Here is a 16,041-nt window from a genome sequence, read left to right as displayed (position 1 = left end):
CGATCAGACGGGCGAAACAGGTAGCGCGGTTGGCTGATCTTCAAGCTGAGCCGTGTTGCTCGTATCGCCCAGCCGAGGCCAGATGTCCGAAACCAGAAACACCCGTTCGGCTTCCTCCCATTCGCCTTCGCGATTTTCTGTCAGCCGTACCAGCAGTTGCGCCGGAGCCAGGGGATCAAGCTGTTCCAGCCATTCCTGCAGTTGTGGTTCGGTCCAGGCTTCGGCGTAATGGGCCGGGGCCAGCCAGGCGTGTCGGGGCAGCAACTGCCAGCGACCTTCGGGGCGTTGCGCGGTAAATGCCTGCCAATCCTTTTGATGCAGCCAGCGGCCGCGCAAGTGCTGATAATGTGCACCCTGCGGGGAGTCGGTCTGTCCGGGCCACGGATAAAGCAGATAGCCGCCCAGCCATAATCGGGCATCGAACGCTTCGATACCCAGCGCGGCTAGCAACTCACGGCTTTCCGGGCGCGCGGAAATCGGCAGTTGATGTTGGCTCAGATGGGCAAGTTTGAGGTCAAGCCGATCACGGCAACCCGGCCCCAGCCACTGCGCAGGATCGCTGCCGTCACCTTGCTGCGGCCCCAGATAGAGTTTTATCGCCAACTCCACGTGGTGCACGCCGTCGGCGTCGCGCAGCAACATGTCCAGTTCCCCCAGGGTTTGTCCACCCAGGCGAATCGGCAGGTTGGCGGCGATCATTTCGACACCAGGGGCGTGCGCCACTGCAAATTGCCACAAGCGCTCGTAGTACAAACCCAGCCGCCTTGTAGCGGCTTGTGCCAACCAGTGGAGCAGGGCGCTGCTGTCCTGATCCAGCCTGAACAGAAAATCTGCCAATAGCTGCGGTTGTTGCACCCAGTCGCTCGCCGTCAATGGATGACGCTGCGGCCACGGTGTTTCGCCCAGCATTGGCGGCGCGAGGATTACCCAAGCCAGGTCCCGCACTTGCGGCGTGCGTAACTGGCGGGGCAGGTGGGTGAGGCTGGGGAAGAGAGTCATGAGCGCAGGATAGCCTTAACTGGCAACCATCGGTCAAAGTAGGAGCTGCCGAAGGCTGCGATCGGCCGGGAACCGGACGTTTAATCAGACCTGTGGAAGGTCGTTCCGACCTTTTCGCAGCCTTCGGCAGCTCCTACAGGGCGAAGATCCGGGAACGATCAATTGCCGCTACCCCGGCCTTTCGCCCATAATCGCTGTCTTTAAGCCGCATCGAACCCCGCAGGAGCCCCATGGAGCAGTTTCGTAATATCGGCATCATCGGCCGCCTGGGCAGTGTTCAGGTGCTCGATACCGTGCGCCGACTCAAGAGATTCCTGCTGGAACGGCACCTGCACGTCATTCTGGAAGACACCATTGCCGAAGTGTTGCCCGGCCACAGCCTGCAAACCTCATCGCGCAAGATGCTGGGTGAAGTCTGCGATCTGGTGATAGTTGTCGGTGGCGACGGCAGTCTGCTGGGCGCGGCCCGTGCGCTGGCCAAGCACAATACGCCGGTGCTGGGCATCAACCGTGGCAGCCTGGGCTTCCTCACCGATATCCGCCCTGACGAACTGGAAGTCAAAGTCGCCGAGGTGCTCGACGGCCACTATCTGGTGGAAAACCGCTTCCTGCTGCAGGCCGAAGTCCGCCGCCACGGCGAAGCCATCGGTCAGGGCGACGCGCTCAATGATGTGGTGCTGCACCCCGGCAAGTCGACACGGATGATCGAATTCGAGATCTACATCGACGGCCAGTTCGTGTGCAGCCAGAAGGCCGACGGCCTGATCGTCGCTACGCCTACCGGTTCGACCGCTTACGCGCTATCCGCTGGCGGGCCGATCATGCATCCCAAGCTGGATGCCATCGTCATTGTGCCGATGTACCCGCACACATTGTCCGGGCGGCCGATTGTGGTGGACGGCAACAGTGAGCTGAAAATCGTGGTCTCAAAGGACATGACGATTTATCCGCAAGTCTCCTGCGACGGCCAGAACCATTTTACCTGCGCGCCGGGTGACACCATCACGGTCAGCAAGAAACCACAGAAGCTGCGCCTGATTCATCCACTTGATCACAACTATTACGAAGTCTGTCGCACCAAGCTTGGCTGGGGTAGCCGACTTGGTGGTGGAGGCGACTGATGCTCGATCCCGCGCGTAGCTACGATTTGATCGGTGACGTGCATGGATGTGCCCATACGCTGCAAAAACTGCTCAGCGTGTTGGGTTATCGCTTTCAGGCGGGCGTGTGGCGCCATCCTGAACGCATCGCGTTATTCCTCGGCGACATCATCGACCGCGGTCCACTGATTCGCGAGTCGCTGCATATCGTGCGTGACATGGTGTTGGCCGGTCATGCGCTGTGCATCATGGGCAACCACGAATTCAACGCGCTGGGCTGGCACACACCGGCCCCGCCGGAGAGCGGCAAGCAGTTTGTCCGAGAGCACTCATTACGTCACAGCCGGCTCATGGGCGAGACGCTGACTCAGTTCGAGGCCTATCCGGATGAGTGGAAGGAATTCGTCGACTGGTTCTACGAGTTGCCACTGTTCATGGATGCAGGACGTTTCCGCGTGGTGCACGCTTGCTGGGATGCCAGCCTGATCACGCCGTTGATCACGATGCATGGCGGCGGATGCATTAATGAGCAGTTCGTTCAGGCCTCGGCGGTGCAGGGCAGTTTTGCCTGCGCAGTGTTTGATCGCTTGTTGCGCGGCACTGACATGCGCTTGCCCCACGGCATCACTCTGACCGGCGGCGATGGTCTGACCCGGGAGTTTTTCCGCACCAAGTTCTGGGAAGACGACCCGCAAACCTACGGCGACGTGGTGTTTCAGCCGGATGCGTTGCCGGAAGGCGTCGCCAAAACGCCGCTCTCTACGACTGAAAAGAACGCTTTGCTGCGCTATGGCGCTGACGAGCCGATGCTGTTCGTCGGCCATTACTGGCGCAGCGGTATTCCCGCCCCCATCCGGCCGAACCTGGCGTGTCTGGATTACAGCGCCGTGCTCTACGGCAAACTGGTCGCCTATCGGCTGGACCAGGAAACCTGCATCGATCCGGACAAGTTCGTCTGGGTCGATGTTGAACGTCCCGAGGCTGTTTGATGAGTCCTGTTGCTGTATTGCGTCTGCCGTTGACCACCGATCTGAGCGGTTTCATCAGCCTGCTGAACCGTCTGCGTGTGCCGCACCGGGTGAGCGAGGAGGCGGGCGAGCAAGTGCTGTGGGTGCCTGATACGCCGCAACTGGCGGACGATATTCGTGCTTTGTATCAGCAATACCCGGAAGGCGATGAGCATTATCAACTGCCGCCAGGGGAACAAAGCACCCAGGCTCCACGGCGTAGTTTCGTTCAGCAACTGCGCGACAGTCCGGTCACCACGCTGGTGCTGCTGGCCTGTTTGATCGTAGGCGCCATTACCCTGCTGGGGGAAAATCTCGACGCAGTGCGCTGGCTGACCTTTCTCGATTTCCGCGTTCAGGGTGAATACGCGACGTTCCTGCCGCCGGGTGACAGTCTCGCGGCCGGTCAGTGGTGGCGGATCGTCACGCCGATGCTGATTCACTTCGGCATCCTGCATCTGGCGATGAACGCCATGTGGTACTGGGAGCTGGGCCGCCGTATCGAGTGGCGTCAAGGCAGTTTGCATCTGCTGGGCCTGACCCTGCTGTTCAGCGCTGTTTCCAACACTATTCAATATCAGTTTGGCGGTGCCAGCCTGTTTGGTGGCTTGTCCGGCGTGCTGTATGGACTGTTGGGTCACTGCTGGATCTTTCAATTGCTGGCGCCCAACCCCATCTATCGTTTACCGCGCGGTGTGCTGGTGATGATGCTGGTCTGGTTGGTGCTGTGTCTGTCAGGGCTGGTCGGCATGCTGGGTTTTGGCGAAATTGCCAACGGCGCGCATGTCGGCGGACTGATCATCGGTTGTGTAACGGGTCTGATTGGTGGGGCAATTGCCCGGGTCAGAGCCTGATTTTTGAATGCTGTTTAATTGAGAGCCAGGAGTGCGCTATGTCCTCTTTTGCCGAAATGATTGAAAACATCACCCCGGACATCTACGAAAGCCTGAAGTTGGCGGTAGAAATCGGGAAGTGGTCCGATGGCCGCAAGCTGACTCAGGAGCAGCGTGAGTTGTCCTTGCAGGCGTTGATCGCCTGGGAAGTGCAGAACCTGCCGGAAGACCAGCGCATCGGTTACATGGGCCCGCAGGAATGTGCGTCCAAGTCCACCACTGTGCCGAATATCCTGTTCAAGTCGGATGCCATCCATTGATTGAGATTGGTCGCGGAGCAGTCAACAAAATGTCGGCGCGGCTTAATGCCTCGCAGGTTGAATATGCGTTTCGTCTGGGCGATACCGAAATTCCGGTCAACCCGCTGATTGGCAAAACGGTGCGTCTGGAGTTCCTGGGTGCGATCCATTGCAGCCATTGCGGGCGCAAGACCAAGTCCAGCTACAGCCAGGGTTATTGCTACCCGTGCATGCTCAAGCTGGCGCAGTGCGACATCTGCATCATGAGCCCGGAAAAATGCCACCACGAGCACGGCACTTGCCGCGACCCGGCGTGGGGCGAGCAGTTCTGCATGACCGATCACGTGGTATATCTGGCCAACTCGTCGGGCGTCAAAGTCGGTATCACCCGTGCCACCCAGTTGCCGACCCGCTGGCTGGATCAGGGTGCCAGTCAGGCGCTACCGATCATGCGCGTTGCGACCCGTCAGCAGTCCGGTTTTGTCGAGGATCTGCTGCGCAGTCAGGTTGCCGACCGCACCAACTGGCGCGCGCTGCTCAAGGGTGATGCGCAGCCGGTGGATCTGGCCGCTATTCGCCAGCAGCTGTTTGAAAGCTGCGCTGAAGGGCTGGCCGGATTGCAAGAACGATTCGGCTTGCAGGCCATCCAAATGCTGCATGACGTCGAACCGATCGAGATCCGCTACCCCGTCGAGGCGTACCCGACCAAGATCGTCAGCTTCAATCTGGACAAGAACCCGATCGCCGAAGGCACTTTAATGGGGGTCAAGGGCCAGTACCTGATCTTCGATACCGGCGTGATCAATATTCGTAAATACACGGCTTATCAGCTCGCCGTGCATCAGTAAGAGGACTCATCATGCGCACCGAACAACCGCAAATGATCTACCTGAAGGACTATCAGGCTCCTGAGTACCTCATCGACGAAACGCACCTGACGTTCGAGCTGTTCGATGACCACTCGCTGGTTCACGCGCAATTGGTGATGCGCCGCAATCCCGAGCGTGGCGCGGGTTTGCCGCCGCTGGTGCTGGACGGTCAGTTGCTGGAACTGCTGTCGGTCAAGCTGGGCGACGTCGAACTGAGCGCTGCTGATTACCAACTGACCCCGGATCACCTGACCCTGCACCCTACGGCCGAGTCGTTCACGGTCGACACCAGCGTGCGCATCCATCCGGAAACCAATACCGCACTGGAAGGGCTGTACAAGTCCAGCGGCATGTTCTGCACCCAGTGTGAGGCCGAAGGCTTCCGCAAGATCACCTATTACCTTGACCGTCCGGACGTGATGAGCAAGTTCACCACGACCCTGAGTGCCGACAAGCACAACTTCCCGGTCTTGCTCTCCAACGGCAACCCAATTGCCAGCGGCCCGGAAGATGACGGTCGGCACTGGGCGACCTGGGAAGACCCGTTCATGAAACCGGCGTACCTGTTTGCGCTGGTGGCTGGTGATTTGTGGTGTGTCGAGGACAAGTTCACCACCGTGAGCAACCGCGAGGTGACACTGCGCATTTACGTCGAGCCGGAAAACATCGACAAATGCCAGCACGCCATGACCAGCCTGAAAAAGTCCATGCGTTGGGATGAAGAAGCCTACGGCCGTGAGTACGACCTGGATATCTTCATGATCGTCGCCGTGAATGACTTCAACATGGGCGCCATGGAGAACAAGGGCCTCAACATCTTCAACTCCAGCGCGGTGCTGGCTCGCGCCGAAACCGCTACCGATGCCGCACATCAGCGGGTCGAGGCTATCGTTGCCCACGAATACTTCCACAACTGGTCGGGCAACCGTGTCACTTGCCGCGACTGGTTTCAACTGTCGTTGAAAGAAGGCTTTACGGTTTACCGCGATGCGGGTTTTTCGTCAGACATGAACTCGGCCACGGTCAAGCGCATTCAGGACGTGGCCTACCTGCGTACCCACCAGTTCGCCGAAGATGCCGGCCCGATGGCTCACGCCGTGCGCCCGGACAGCTTTATCGAGATTTCCAACTTCTACACCCTGACCGTGTACGAAAAAGGCTCGGAAGTCGTGGGCATGCTTCACACCTTGCTCGGCGCACAGGGTTTCCGCAAAGGCAGTGATCTGTACTTTGAGCGCCATGACGGCCAGGCCGTGACCTGCGATGACTTCATCAAGGCCATGGAAGATGCCAATGGTGTCGACCTGACCCAGTTCAAACGCTGGTACAGCCAGGCCGGTACGCCACGTCTGGCGGTCAGCGAGTCTTACGACAGCGCAGCAAAAACCTACAGCCTGACCTTCCGCCAGAGTTGCCCGACCACACCGGGTCAACCGGGCGATGCGAAGAAACCGTTCGTGATTCCCGTAGAGCTAGGCTTGCTGGACAAGCAGGGCGGCGAAATCCCGTTGCGCCTGCAAGGCGAAGACGCAGCCGCTGGCACCACGCGGGTGATTTCCGTCACCGAAGCCGAGCAGACATTCACCTTCGTTGATATCGCTGAACAGCCGTTGCCGTCGTTGCTGCGTGGTTTCTCGGCGCCGGTAAAACTCAGCTTCCCGTACAACCGCGACCAGTTGATGTTCCTCATGCAGCACGACAGCGACGGCTTCAATCGCTGGGATGCGGGCCAGCAATTGTCCGTGCAGGTACTGCAAGAGTTGATCGGCCAGCATCAGAAAGGCCAGCCGCTGGTCCTCGATCAGCGGCTGATTACCGCATTGGGCACCGTTCTGGCGGATACCTCGCTGGATCAGGCCATGATTGCCGAGATGCTGTCGTTACCGGGCGAAGCCTACCTGACTGAAATCAGTGAAGTGGCTGACGTCGATGCGATCCACGCTGCCCGCGAATTTGTCCGCAAGCAGCTCGCCGACAGTCTGTTCGACGGTTTGTGGGCTCGCTACACGGCCAATCGCAAGGTGTCGAAAGCCACCGAGTACCTGGCTGAAGCCGAGCATTTCGCACGTCGTGCTTTGCAAAATATTGCACTGTCGTACCTGATGCTCAGTGAAAAACCCGAAGTGTTGGCCGCGACCATTGAGCAGTTCGACACCAGCGACAACATGACCGAGCGCCTGACGGCCCTTGCCGTGCTGGTCAACTCGCCGTTCACCGCCGAGAAAGACAAGGCGCTGGCAGTGTTTGCCGAGAACTTCAAAGACAACCCGTTGGTTATGGATCAGTGGTTCAGCGTCCAGGCAGGCAGCCCGCTGCCGGGTGGGCTAGAGCGGGTCAAGGCGTTGATGCAACACCCGGCGTTCAACATCAAGAACCCGAACAAGGTCCGTGCACTGATCGGTGCTTTTGCCGGGCAGAACCTGATCAACTTCCATGCGGCGGACGGCTCGGGCTACCGCTTCCTGGCCGATCTGGTGATCCAGCTCAACGGCTTCAACCCGCAGATCGCCTCGCGCCAATTGGCGCCCCTGACTCGCTGGCGCAAATACGACAGCAAACGTCAGGCACTGATGAAGGCCGAACTGGTGCGCATCCGTGACTCGGGTGAGCTGTCCAGCGACGTGTTCGAAGTGGTGAGCAAAAGCCTCGCCGAGTAATGATGCCTGTGATGTAGGGGCCTTCCGTGCAAGCGGTAGGCCCCTTTTTATGGGCATGTAGATGAGGGCCAGGCTCTTCAGGATATTCTGCGTTGGCCTGCTCTCGCTCTTGTTGGACTGGCTTTAGCCTATCAGTTCTGACCTTCGCAGGCCGGAGCGTCAATCCCGGCCTACACTGGGATGGCCACACTTCCTACAGAGGCGTGTATTGCCAGCATCACCCCAACTGATAATCCACCAATCACGCAAGAGGCCTCGACCAAAGATAGCCATATGTCGATTGTCATGAGTTTCCAAAGCTGGATAGGATAGGTCGGCTTCCAGAAGTCCAAGGCTAGAGCGCTTCGCCAGGGTTTTCTGATAAAAGTCGCCTAATAAAAATAATGGAAAGGGGACGCTTCATGAGTGAGCCTGTTAATCGGCGCACGCAGTCCGATGGGCATCCGGCAGTCGGACGGCCATTGGCATTACGAATGGGCAAGCCCTTGGCGACAGCCTGGTCGCTGTTCGCACTAATGGCTTTATCAAGTGTTGGCGTGTCATCAATGGCGGCCACCGAAAGTGTGAGCCAAAGCCCTGACTCGACTCAGAGCACTCTTTATTCCATTGAATCTGCCAAATCCTCTCGCAGCCTGTTGCTGGACGTCGCCCATGCGGGTGCGCGCCTGGTCGTGGTGGGCGAGCGCGGACACATTTTGTATTCCGACGATCAGGGCAAGACCTGGACCCAGGCCAAAGTGCCCACCCGTCAAATGCTGACGGCGGTGTATTTCGTCGATGACAAACACGGCTGGGCCGTCGGCCACGATGCGCAGATTCTTGCCAGCAACGATGGCGGCGTCAGCTGGGTCAAGCAGTTCGAAGACCTTTCCCGAGAAGCGCCGTTACTGGATGTCTGGTTCAAGGACACCACGACCGGTTTTGCCCTCGGTGCTTACGGCATGTTGTTGACCACTCTGGATGGCGGCCAACACTGGGAAGACGTCAGTGATCGTCTCGACAATGAAGACCAGTACCACCTCAACGGTATCGCCCACGTCGCAGACAGCGGTCTGTTTGTGGTGGGTGAGGCGGGGGCAATGTTCCGTTCGGGTGACGATGGCGAATCCTGGGAAAAGCTTGAAGGGCCGTATCAGGGCTCGCTGTTTGGGGCGATCGGCACCGGCCAGCCCGGCACGCTGCTGGTTTACGGGCTGCGCGGCAATCTCTATCGCTCCAGTGATTTTGGCGATACCTGGGAGCCCATCGAATTGAAGGCCGCGCGCGGGCCGCTGGAGTTCGGGCTGTCCAACGCGACGCTGCTGGCGGACGGCTCTCTGGTCCTGGTGGGTAACGGCGGCAGCGTGATGCGCAGTACCGACAATGGTCTGAGCTTTCAGGTTTTCAACCGTCCCGACCGGATTTCGCTGTCCGGGGTGACGGCCGATGCGCAAGGCAATCTGATTCTGGTTGGACAAGGAGGCGTGCGCGTCACCTCGCCGACGGGCGCCGAGTCTAGCCAACAATAAGAACGATCAGGGCGGGGAAATTCCGGCATGAGTAATCTGCACGACACTCAGCAGCACAGCGGCGACAAGGCAACCTTTCTTGAGCGCTTGATCTTCAATAATCGACCAGCAGTGATCGTCATCTGCTTGCTGGTCAGTATCTTTCTGTTCTGGCAGGCGACCTTGGTTCGGCCGTCGACCAGCTTTGAAAAAATGATCCCGCTGGATCACCCCTTCATCCAGAAAATGATGGAGCATCGCAACGATCTGGCCAACCTGGGCAATACAGTAAGGATCTCTGTCGAAGCGCTGGATGGCGACATATTTTCGAAGCAGTACATGGAGACCTTGCGCGAAATCAACGACGAAGTCTTCTATATCTCCGGCGTCGATCGCTCTGGCCTGAAATCCTTGTGGAGCCCCAGCGTGCGCTGGACCGAAGTGACCGAGGAGGGTTTTGCCGGTGGCGAAGTCATCCCGCAGAGTTACGACGGTTCCGACGACAGCCTCGATCAACTGCGTAACAACGTACTCAAGTCAGGCCAGGTCGGGCGTCTGGTGGCCAACGACTTCAAGTCGAGCATCGTTGATGTGCCGCTGCTGGAGTCCTACCCGGACCCACAGGATCAGGGCAAGCTGATCAAGCTCGATTATCAGCAGTTTTCCCACCAGCTCGAAGAGAAAATCCGCGACAAGTACCAGGCGCAGAACCCCAACATCAAGATTCATATCGTAGGCTTCGCCAAGAAGGTCGGCGACCTGATCGACGGCCTGGTGATGGTGGTGTTGTTCTTTGGCGTCGCCTTCGTGATTACTCTGGTCCTGCTGATCTGGTTTACGCGCTGCATCCGCAGCACCGTTGCCGTATTGAGTACCACGCTGATTGCGGTTGTCTGGCAGTTGGGGCTGATGCATGTGGTCGGGTTCGGTCTGGACCCGTATTCGATGCTGGTGCCGTTTCTGATTTTTGCTATCGGCATTTCCCACGGCGTGCAGAAGATCAATGGTATTGCCTTGCAATCCAGTGACGCCGACAACGCCCTGACCGCAGCGCGGCGCACCTTCCGCCAATTGTTCCTGCCGGGCATGATCGCGATTCTTGCGGATGCGGTGGGTTTCATCACGTTGCTGATCATCGATATCGGGGTTATTCGCGAACTGGCGATTGGTGCATCGATAGGTGTAGCCGTCATCGTCTTCACCAACCTGATTCTTCTCCCTGTCGCGATTTCCTACGCCGGTATCAGTAAAAAGGCTATCAGCCGTAGCAAGGAAGACGCAGTGTCCGAGCATCCGTTCTGGCGTTTGCTGTCGAACTTTGCCAGCGCCAAAGTCGCTCCGGTGTCCATCGTGCTGGCGTTGCTGGCCTTCGGCGGCGGGCTTTGGTACAGCCAGAACCTGAAGATCGGCGACCTTGATCAGGGCGCTCCGGAACTGCGTCCCGACTCGCGCTACAACCAGGACAACAGCTTCATCATCAACCACTATTCCACCAGCTCCGACGTGTTGGTCGTGATGGTCAAGACGCCACGCGAAGGCTGTTCGGCTTACCCGACCATGTCTGCCATCAACGAACTGACCTGGAAGATGGAGAACACGCCGGGCGTACAGTCGGCGATCTCGCTGGTGACAGTTTCCAAGCAGGTCATCAAGGGCATGAACGAGGGCAACCTGAAATGGGAAGCGCTGTCGCGCAATAAAGACGTGCTCAACAGTTCCATCGCCCGGGCTGACGGCTTGTACAACAACGATTGCTCGTTAGCGCCGCTGCTGGTTTTCCTCAATGACCACAAGGCCGAAACCCTGGACCGCGCTGTGCATGCTGTGCAGGAATTCGCTGCCGAGAACAATCGTGAAGGCCTGGAGTTCCTCCTGGCTGCCGGTAACGCCGGGATTGAAGCCGCCACCAACGAGGTGATCAAGCGTTCCGAGTTGACCATCCTGATTCTGGTCTACATCTGCGTGGCGGTGATGTGCATGATCACCTTCCGCTCGTGGGCGGCGACCCTGTGCATCGTGTTGCCGCTGGTACTGACCTCGGTGCTGGGCAACGCATTGATGGCGTTTATGGGTATCGGCGTCAAAGTCGCGACTTTGCCGGTGGTGGCGCTGGGTGTAGGGATTGGTGTCGATTACGGCATTTATATCTACAGCCGTCTGGAAAGCTTCCTGCGCGCGGGCTTGCCGTTGCAAGAGGCGTACTACGAAACCCTGAAATCCACCGGTAAAGCGGTGCTGTTCACCGGCTTGTGTCTGGCGATTGGCGTGTGTACCTGGATCTTCTCGGCGATCAAGTTCCAGGCTGACATGGGCCTGATGCTGACCTTTATGCTGCTGTGGAACATGTTTGGCGCACTATGGCTGCTGCCCGCGCTGGCGCGGTTCCTGATCAAACCGGAGAAAATGGCGGGCAAGGTGGGGAATTCGTTGTTTTCACATTGAGATCAGAGGACATGCGGTTTAACTGTGGGAGCCGGGCTTGCCCGCGATAGGGTGTGAATCCAATCGCGGGCAAGCCCGGCTCCCACAATGTAACGCAATTAACAGGGTTACAAGCCCAACTCCCGCCCCAACACCACGCTCAACGCATTCCTCGCATCATCAAGCTGCACCAGCGTTGCATGCCGTGCGCCCAGTGCGTCACGGTTTTCGATGGCGGTGAGGATTGCCTTGTGACGCGGCAATGCCAACTCATGCAAATTGGGCCGCTGGTTGGAGTGCTTGAGCGCTTCACGCAATGCCAGTGAAAGCATGTTGCACAGGTGTGCGAGCAAGTCGTTGTGAGTCGCGTCGGCTATCCGGCTGTGGAAGTCCAGGTCGGGTTGCAACAGCGCCTCAGGAGTTGGCGCGGCTTCCATGCGTTGGTAAGCCTCACCAATCGAAGCGATTTCTTCATCAGTGGCATGTTGCGCGGCGAGGGCGGCAACCGCGGGTTCGATGACCGCACGGACGCTGGTCAGCAAATTGAAGAATTCATTTTGTGGGGTGCATTGCATGATCCAGTGCAATACATCCGGATCGAGCAGATGCCATTCGCGACGGGCCTTGACCACCGTTCCGACGCGCGGACGCGAGTAAACCAAACCCTTGGCCACCAGCACTCGGGTGGCTTCGCGCAACACCGGTCTACTGACAGCGTACTCCTCACAAAGCAAGGCTTCGGCAGGCAGCTTTTCATCAGGCTTGAAACGTCCGGAGACGATCTGCATGCCCAGCTCCTGAACGATGCGGGCGTGCATGCTTTTACGGTCGGAAGGCTTTCGGTAATCCATGGGGACGCAAGTCGATCCTGAGCGATGAGTGCGGGGCATCATAGCATCGGCGTTGTGTGGGAGCAGAGCTTGCTCGCGATAAGGCTGGATGCGATTCGCTGTAGATCGCATGTACCTTATCGCGAGCAAGCTCTGCTCCCACTTTAGATCGCGCCCTTCTGTTGGGGCTGGGCTTTTCTATCGATCAGTGAGAATGCCTTGGCACCTCAGCCCCGCGCATGCCCACCAGGAAGTCGAAGTCGCAACCCTGATCGGCCTGCAGCACATGCTTCACATACAATTCGCGATAGCCGCCGACCAACAGTTGCTGTTGTTGCGGTGGCTGCCAGTCGGCCAGGCGGGCGGCGAGTTCTGCTTCGGGAATGTCCAGATGCAAACGGCCGCTGGCGCAATCGAGCTCGATCCAGTCACCTTCCTGCACCACCGCCAATGGACCGCCGGCGGCTGCTTCGGGTGCCACGTGCAAAACCACCGTGCCGTAGGCCGTTCCGCTCATGCGCGCATCGGAAATCCGCACCATGTCGGTCACGCCCTGTGCCAGCAGTTTGGCAGGCAAGCCCATGTTGCCGACTTCGGCCATGCCCGGATACCCCTTGGGGCCGCAGTTTTTCATGACCATGATCGAGTTTGCGTCGATGTCCAGATCCGGATCGTTGATCCGTGCCTTGTACATGTCGAAGTTTTCGAACACCACGGCGCGACCCCGGTGTTGCATCAATGAGGCAGTAGCCGCCGAAGGCTTGAGCACTGCACCCAATGGCGCCAGGTTGCCGCGCAATACACAGATGCCGCCGTCAGCGCGGATCGGATTATCGAGGGCACGGATCACTTCGTCTTCGCCATAAATCGGCGCGCCTTGAGTATTCTCGCGAATGGATTTTCCGTTGACGGTCAACGCATCCGGGTTAGGCAGCAAGTTGGCTTCGTCCATACGGCGCAGCACGGCGGGCAGGCCACCGGCGTAGTAGAACTCCTCCATCAGGAAACGCCCGGAAGGCTGCAGGTCAACAATGGTCGGCATGCCGCGACCCATGCGGGTCCAGTCGTCCAGCTCCAGATCGACGCCGATGCGCCCGGCGATGGCTTTCAAATGGATCACCGCGTTGGTTGAGCCGCCAATCGCCGCGTTGACGCGGATCGCGTTTTCGAACGCCGCTTTGGTCAGAATCTTCGACAGGCGCAGGTCTTCTTTGACCATTTCCACGGCGCGCATGCCCGACATATGGGCCAGCACATAACGTCGTGAGTCCACGGCTGGAATCGCCGCGTTGTGGGGCAGGGAAGTGCCAAGCGCTTCAGCCATGCACGCCATGGTCGAGGCGGTGCCCATGGTGTTGCAGGTGCCTGCCGAGCGGGACATGCCGCCTTCCGCCGCGAGGAAATCGTCGAGGGTGATTTGCCCGCCTTTATAGGCTTCGTGCATTTGCCAGACCACGGTGCCGGAGCCGATGTCCTTGCCTTTGTGTTTGCCGTTGAGCATTGGCCCGCCGGTGACCACGATGGCGGGCACGTCGCAACTGGCCGCGCCCATCAGCAGGGCCGGTGTGGTTTTGTCACACCCGGTGAGCAGCACTACGCCGTCGATGGGGTTGCCGCGAATCGCCTCTTCGACATCCATGCTAGTCAGGTTGCGGGTAAACATCGCCGTGGGGCGCAGGTTGGATTCGCCGTTGGAGAACACCGGGAATTCCACAGGCCAGCCGCCTGCTTCAATCACGCCACGTTTGACGTGCTCGGCGATTTGCCGGAAATGGGCGTTGCAAGGGGTGAGTTCCGACCATGTGTTACAGATGCCGATGATGGGCTTGCCCTGAAACTGGTGATCGGCGATCCCCTGATTCTTCATCCAGCTGCGGTACATGAAGCCGTTCTTGTCGGCAGTACCAAACCATTGGGCAGAACGCAGGGGGTTTTTATCGGAATCAGACATGATCGGCTCTCTTATTGTAAGACTTAATGGCTTTTCTGATGGCTAAGTTAAGCGCAAATTCGCGTCATGGGAAGAGTTGTTAGCTAAATAGTAATACTATATAGTCGATTTTCAGTGAGGGGCCGACCCTGGCAAAAGCATCTGATTTGCTCCAGGCCAGAGGCGATCTCCACTCCATAACAAGAACAATTGGAGATCGCACACATGAGCCAGGAACTCAGGCTTATTCGCCGCATCACCCTGAAATTGATTCCCTTCCTGATCCTGCTTTACCTGATCGCTTATGTGGACCGCTCTGCCGTGGGCTTCGCCAAGTTGCACATGGGCGCGGACATCGGTATCGGCGACGCGGCCTATGGGCTGGGCGCCGGGTTGTTTTTCATCGGCTATTTCCTGTTTGAAATCCCCAGCAACCTGATGCTTGAACGCTTCGGCGCCCGCCGTTGGTTCGCGCGGATCATGATTACCTGGGGCGCTATCACCATCGGCATGGCCTTCGTGCAGGGGCCGCACAGCTTTTATGTGATGCGCTTTCTGCTAGGCGCGGCCGAGGCGGGCTTCTTTCCGGGCGTGCTGTACTACATCACGCAGTGGTTCCCGGTTCGTAATCGCGGCAAGATCCTCGGTCTGTTCATCCTTTCCCAACCTATTGCCATGATGATCACCGGGCCCGTGTCCGGTGGTTTACTGGGCATGGATGGCGTGCTGGGTCTGCACGGTTGGCAGTGGCTGTTTATCGTGATCGGCACCCCGGCCATTCTGCTGACCTGGCCGGTGCTGCGCTGGTTGCCGGACGGTCCACATCAGGTTAAATGGATGAATGAGACCGAGAAAAACTGGCTCACCGGTGAACTGAAAAAGGACCTGGAAGAGTACGGTCAAACGCGTCACGGCAATCCGTTGCACGCCCTGAAGGACAAGCGCGTTCTATTGCTGGCGCTGTTTTACCTGCCCGTGACCTTGAGCATTTATGGTCTGGGCCTCTGGCTGCCAACGCTGATCAAACAGTTCGGCGGAACGGATCTGGTCACTGGCTTTGTGTCCTCGGTGCCTTACATCTTCGGGATCATCGGCCTGCTGATCGTCCCACGCAGTTCCGACCGACTGAATGACCGTTACGGACACCTCGCGGTGCTTTATGTGCTGGGTGCCATCGGTCTTTTCCTCAGTGCCTGGCTGTCATTGCCGGTCGCGCAACTGGCGGCGTTGTGTCTGGTGGCCTTCGCGCTGTTTTCCTGCACCGCCGTGTTCTGGACCTTGCCCGGCCGTTTCTTCGCGGGGGCAAGTGCGGCGGCCGGTATCGCCCTGATCAATTCAGTGGGCAATCTCGGTGGCTACATCGGTCCGTTCGTGATCGGCGCGCTCAAGGAATACACCGGCAATCTGGCTTCGGGTTTGTACTTCCTGTCCGGGGTGATGGTCTTCGGCCTGGTATTGACCGGCGTGGTTTACCACTTGCTGGAACGCAAACATGTGCTACCCGCCAGCGACTTCGCCGCCAGCGCCCGCAGCCGCCAAGCCTGACACGGGATGGCGCGGATAAATTTCCAATGGCTTGAGTTGGAATACAGTTTTTGTGGGAGCAGAG

At 58.6% G+C, this 16,041-nt stretch carries 12 protein-coding genes; 9 read left to right on the top strand and 3 right to left on the bottom strand.

Annotated elements, in window-relative coordinates; translation table 11 throughout:
- Positions 1-3: 3 nt before the first annotated feature.
- Complete coding sequence (locus ABRP31_RS18810; protein ID WP_349972720.1) at positions 4-999, bottom strand: DUF1853 family protein; 996 nt, start codon at positions 997-999, stop codon at positions 4-6.
- A 230-nt stretch (positions 1,000-1,229) separates the two neighbouring features.
- On the opposite strand from ABRP31_RS18810, the gene ABRP31_RS18805 reads away from it, so the two are divergent.
- The 8 genes from ABRP31_RS18805 (at position 1,230) to ABRP31_RS18770 (ending at position 11,693) form a co-directional block, all read left to right on the top strand.
- Positions 1,230-2,120 carry an NAD(+) kinase gene (locus tag ABRP31_RS18805; protein ID WP_087265571.1) on the top strand — a complete coding sequence of 297 codons (891 nt, stop codon included), beginning with the start codon at positions 1,230-1,232 and terminating at the stop codon, positions 2,118-2,120.
- On the top strand, positions 2,120-3,088 hold the full coding sequence (locus ABRP31_RS18800; RefSeq protein ID WP_349972721.1) for a metallophosphoesterase: 969 nt from the start codon (positions 2,120-2,122) through the stop codon (positions 3,086-3,088). Before ABRP31_RS18805 ends, ABRP31_RS18800 begins: the two co-directional genes overlap by 1 nt.
- Entirely contained in the window at positions 3,088-3,960 is an 873-nt protein-coding gene (locus tag ABRP31_RS18795; protein ID WP_349972722.1) for a rhomboid family intramembrane serine protease, read from the top strand. Before ABRP31_RS18800 ends, ABRP31_RS18795 begins: the two co-directional genes overlap by 1 nt.
- Before the next feature lie 38 nt (positions 3,961-3,998).
- The gene (locus ABRP31_RS18790) at positions 3,999-4,259 is read left to right on the top strand and encodes a YeaC family protein (protein WP_027902009.1); all 261 of its coding nucleotides are present in this window, start codon (positions 3,999-4,001) and stop codon (positions 4,257-4,259) included.
- Positions 4,256-5,086: a DUF2797 domain-containing protein gene (locus ABRP31_RS18785; protein ID WP_193441851.1), complete on the top strand. Its 831-nt coding sequence runs from the start codon at positions 4,256-4,258 to the stop codon at positions 5,084-5,086. Before ABRP31_RS18790 ends, ABRP31_RS18785 begins: the two co-directional genes overlap by 4 nt.
- A gap of 11 nt (positions 5,087-5,097) precedes the next feature.
- Entirely contained in the window at positions 5,098-7,764 is a 2,667-nt protein-coding gene (gene pepN / locus ABRP31_RS18780; RefSeq protein ID WP_349972723.1) for an aminopeptidase N, read from the top strand.
- A 401-nt stretch (positions 7,765-8,165) separates the two neighbouring features.
- Positions 8,166-9,272, top strand: coding sequence for a YCF48-related protein (locus tag ABRP31_RS18775; protein ID WP_349972724.1), 1,107 nt, complete (start codon positions 8,166-8,168; stop codon positions 9,270-9,272).
- A 36-nt stretch (positions 9,273-9,308) separates the two neighbouring features.
- On the top strand, positions 9,309-11,693 hold the full coding sequence (locus ABRP31_RS18770) for an RND family transporter (RefSeq protein WP_372489451.1): 2,385 nt from the start codon (positions 9,309-9,311) through the stop codon (positions 11,691-11,693).
- 107 nt (positions 11,694-11,800) lie between these two features.
- Here the strand turns inward: ABRP31_RS18770 and ABRP31_RS18765 are convergent, their stop codons facing one another.
- Positions 11,801-12,523 (bottom strand): FadR/GntR family transcriptional regulator, encoded by a 723-nt coding sequence (locus ABRP31_RS18765; protein WP_087265582.1) that lies wholly within the window; start codon positions 12,521-12,523, stop codon positions 11,801-11,803.
- 184 nt (positions 12,524-12,707) lie between these two features.
- Complete coding sequence (locus ABRP31_RS18760; RefSeq protein ID WP_349972725.1) at positions 12,708-14,453, bottom strand: IlvD/Edd family dehydratase; 1,746 nt, start codon at positions 14,451-14,453, stop codon at positions 12,708-12,710.
- Positions 14,454-14,657: 204 nt separating this feature from the next.
- Here ABRP31_RS18760 and ABRP31_RS18755 point away from each other — a divergent pair, with 204 nt between their 5' ends.
- Complete coding sequence (locus ABRP31_RS18755) at positions 14,658-15,977, top strand: MFS transporter (protein WP_349972726.1); 1,320 nt, start codon at positions 14,658-14,660, stop codon at positions 15,975-15,977.
- Positions 15,978-16,041 lie beyond the last annotated feature (64 nt).

Source organism: Pseudomonas caspiana (assembly GCF_040224095.2).
Taxonomy (GTDB): domain Bacteria; phylum Pseudomonadota; class Gammaproteobacteria; order Pseudomonadales; family Pseudomonadaceae; genus Aquipseudomonas; species Aquipseudomonas caspiana.
The sequence above is the reverse complement of the archived record's forward strand: the minus strand, read 5'-3'. Positions and strand labels throughout refer to the sequence as shown.

Coding starts and splice junctions, on each gene's coding strand:
- ABRP31_RS18800 (WP_349972721.1), top strand. CDS start 2,120: ATGCTCGATCCCGCGCGTAGCTACGATTTGATCGGTGACGTGCATGGA.
- ABRP31_RS18775 (WP_349972724.1), top strand. CDS start 8,166: ATGAGTGAGCCTGTTAATCGGCGCACGCAGTCCGATGGGCATCCGGCA.
- ABRP31_RS18795 (WP_349972722.1), top strand. CDS start 3,088: ATGAGTCCTGTTGCTGTATTGCGTCTGCCGTTGACCACCGATCTGAGC.
- pepN (WP_349972723.1), top strand. CDS start 5,098: ATGCGCACCGAACAACCGCAAATGATCTACCTGAAGGACTATCAGGCT.
- ABRP31_RS18805 (WP_087265571.1), top strand. CDS start 1,230: ATGGAGCAGTTTCGTAATATCGGCATCATCGGCCGCCTGGGCAGTGTT.
- ABRP31_RS18760 (WP_349972725.1), bottom strand. CDS start 14,453: ATGTCTGATTCCGATAAAAACCCCCTGCGTTCTGCCCAATGGTTTGGT.
- ABRP31_RS18810 (WP_349972720.1), bottom strand. CDS start 999: ATGACTCTCTTCCCCAGCCTCACCCACCTGCCCCGCCAGTTACGCACG.
- ABRP31_RS18755 (WP_349972726.1), top strand. CDS start 14,658: ATGAGCCAGGAACTCAGGCTTATTCGCCGCATCACCCTGAAATTGATT.
- ABRP31_RS18765 (WP_087265582.1), bottom strand. CDS start 12,523: ATGGATTACCGAAAGCCTTCCGACCGTAAAAGCATGCACGCCCGCATC.
- ABRP31_RS18790 (WP_027902009.1), top strand. CDS start 3,999: ATGTCCTCTTTTGCCGAAATGATTGAAAACATCACCCCGGACATCTAC.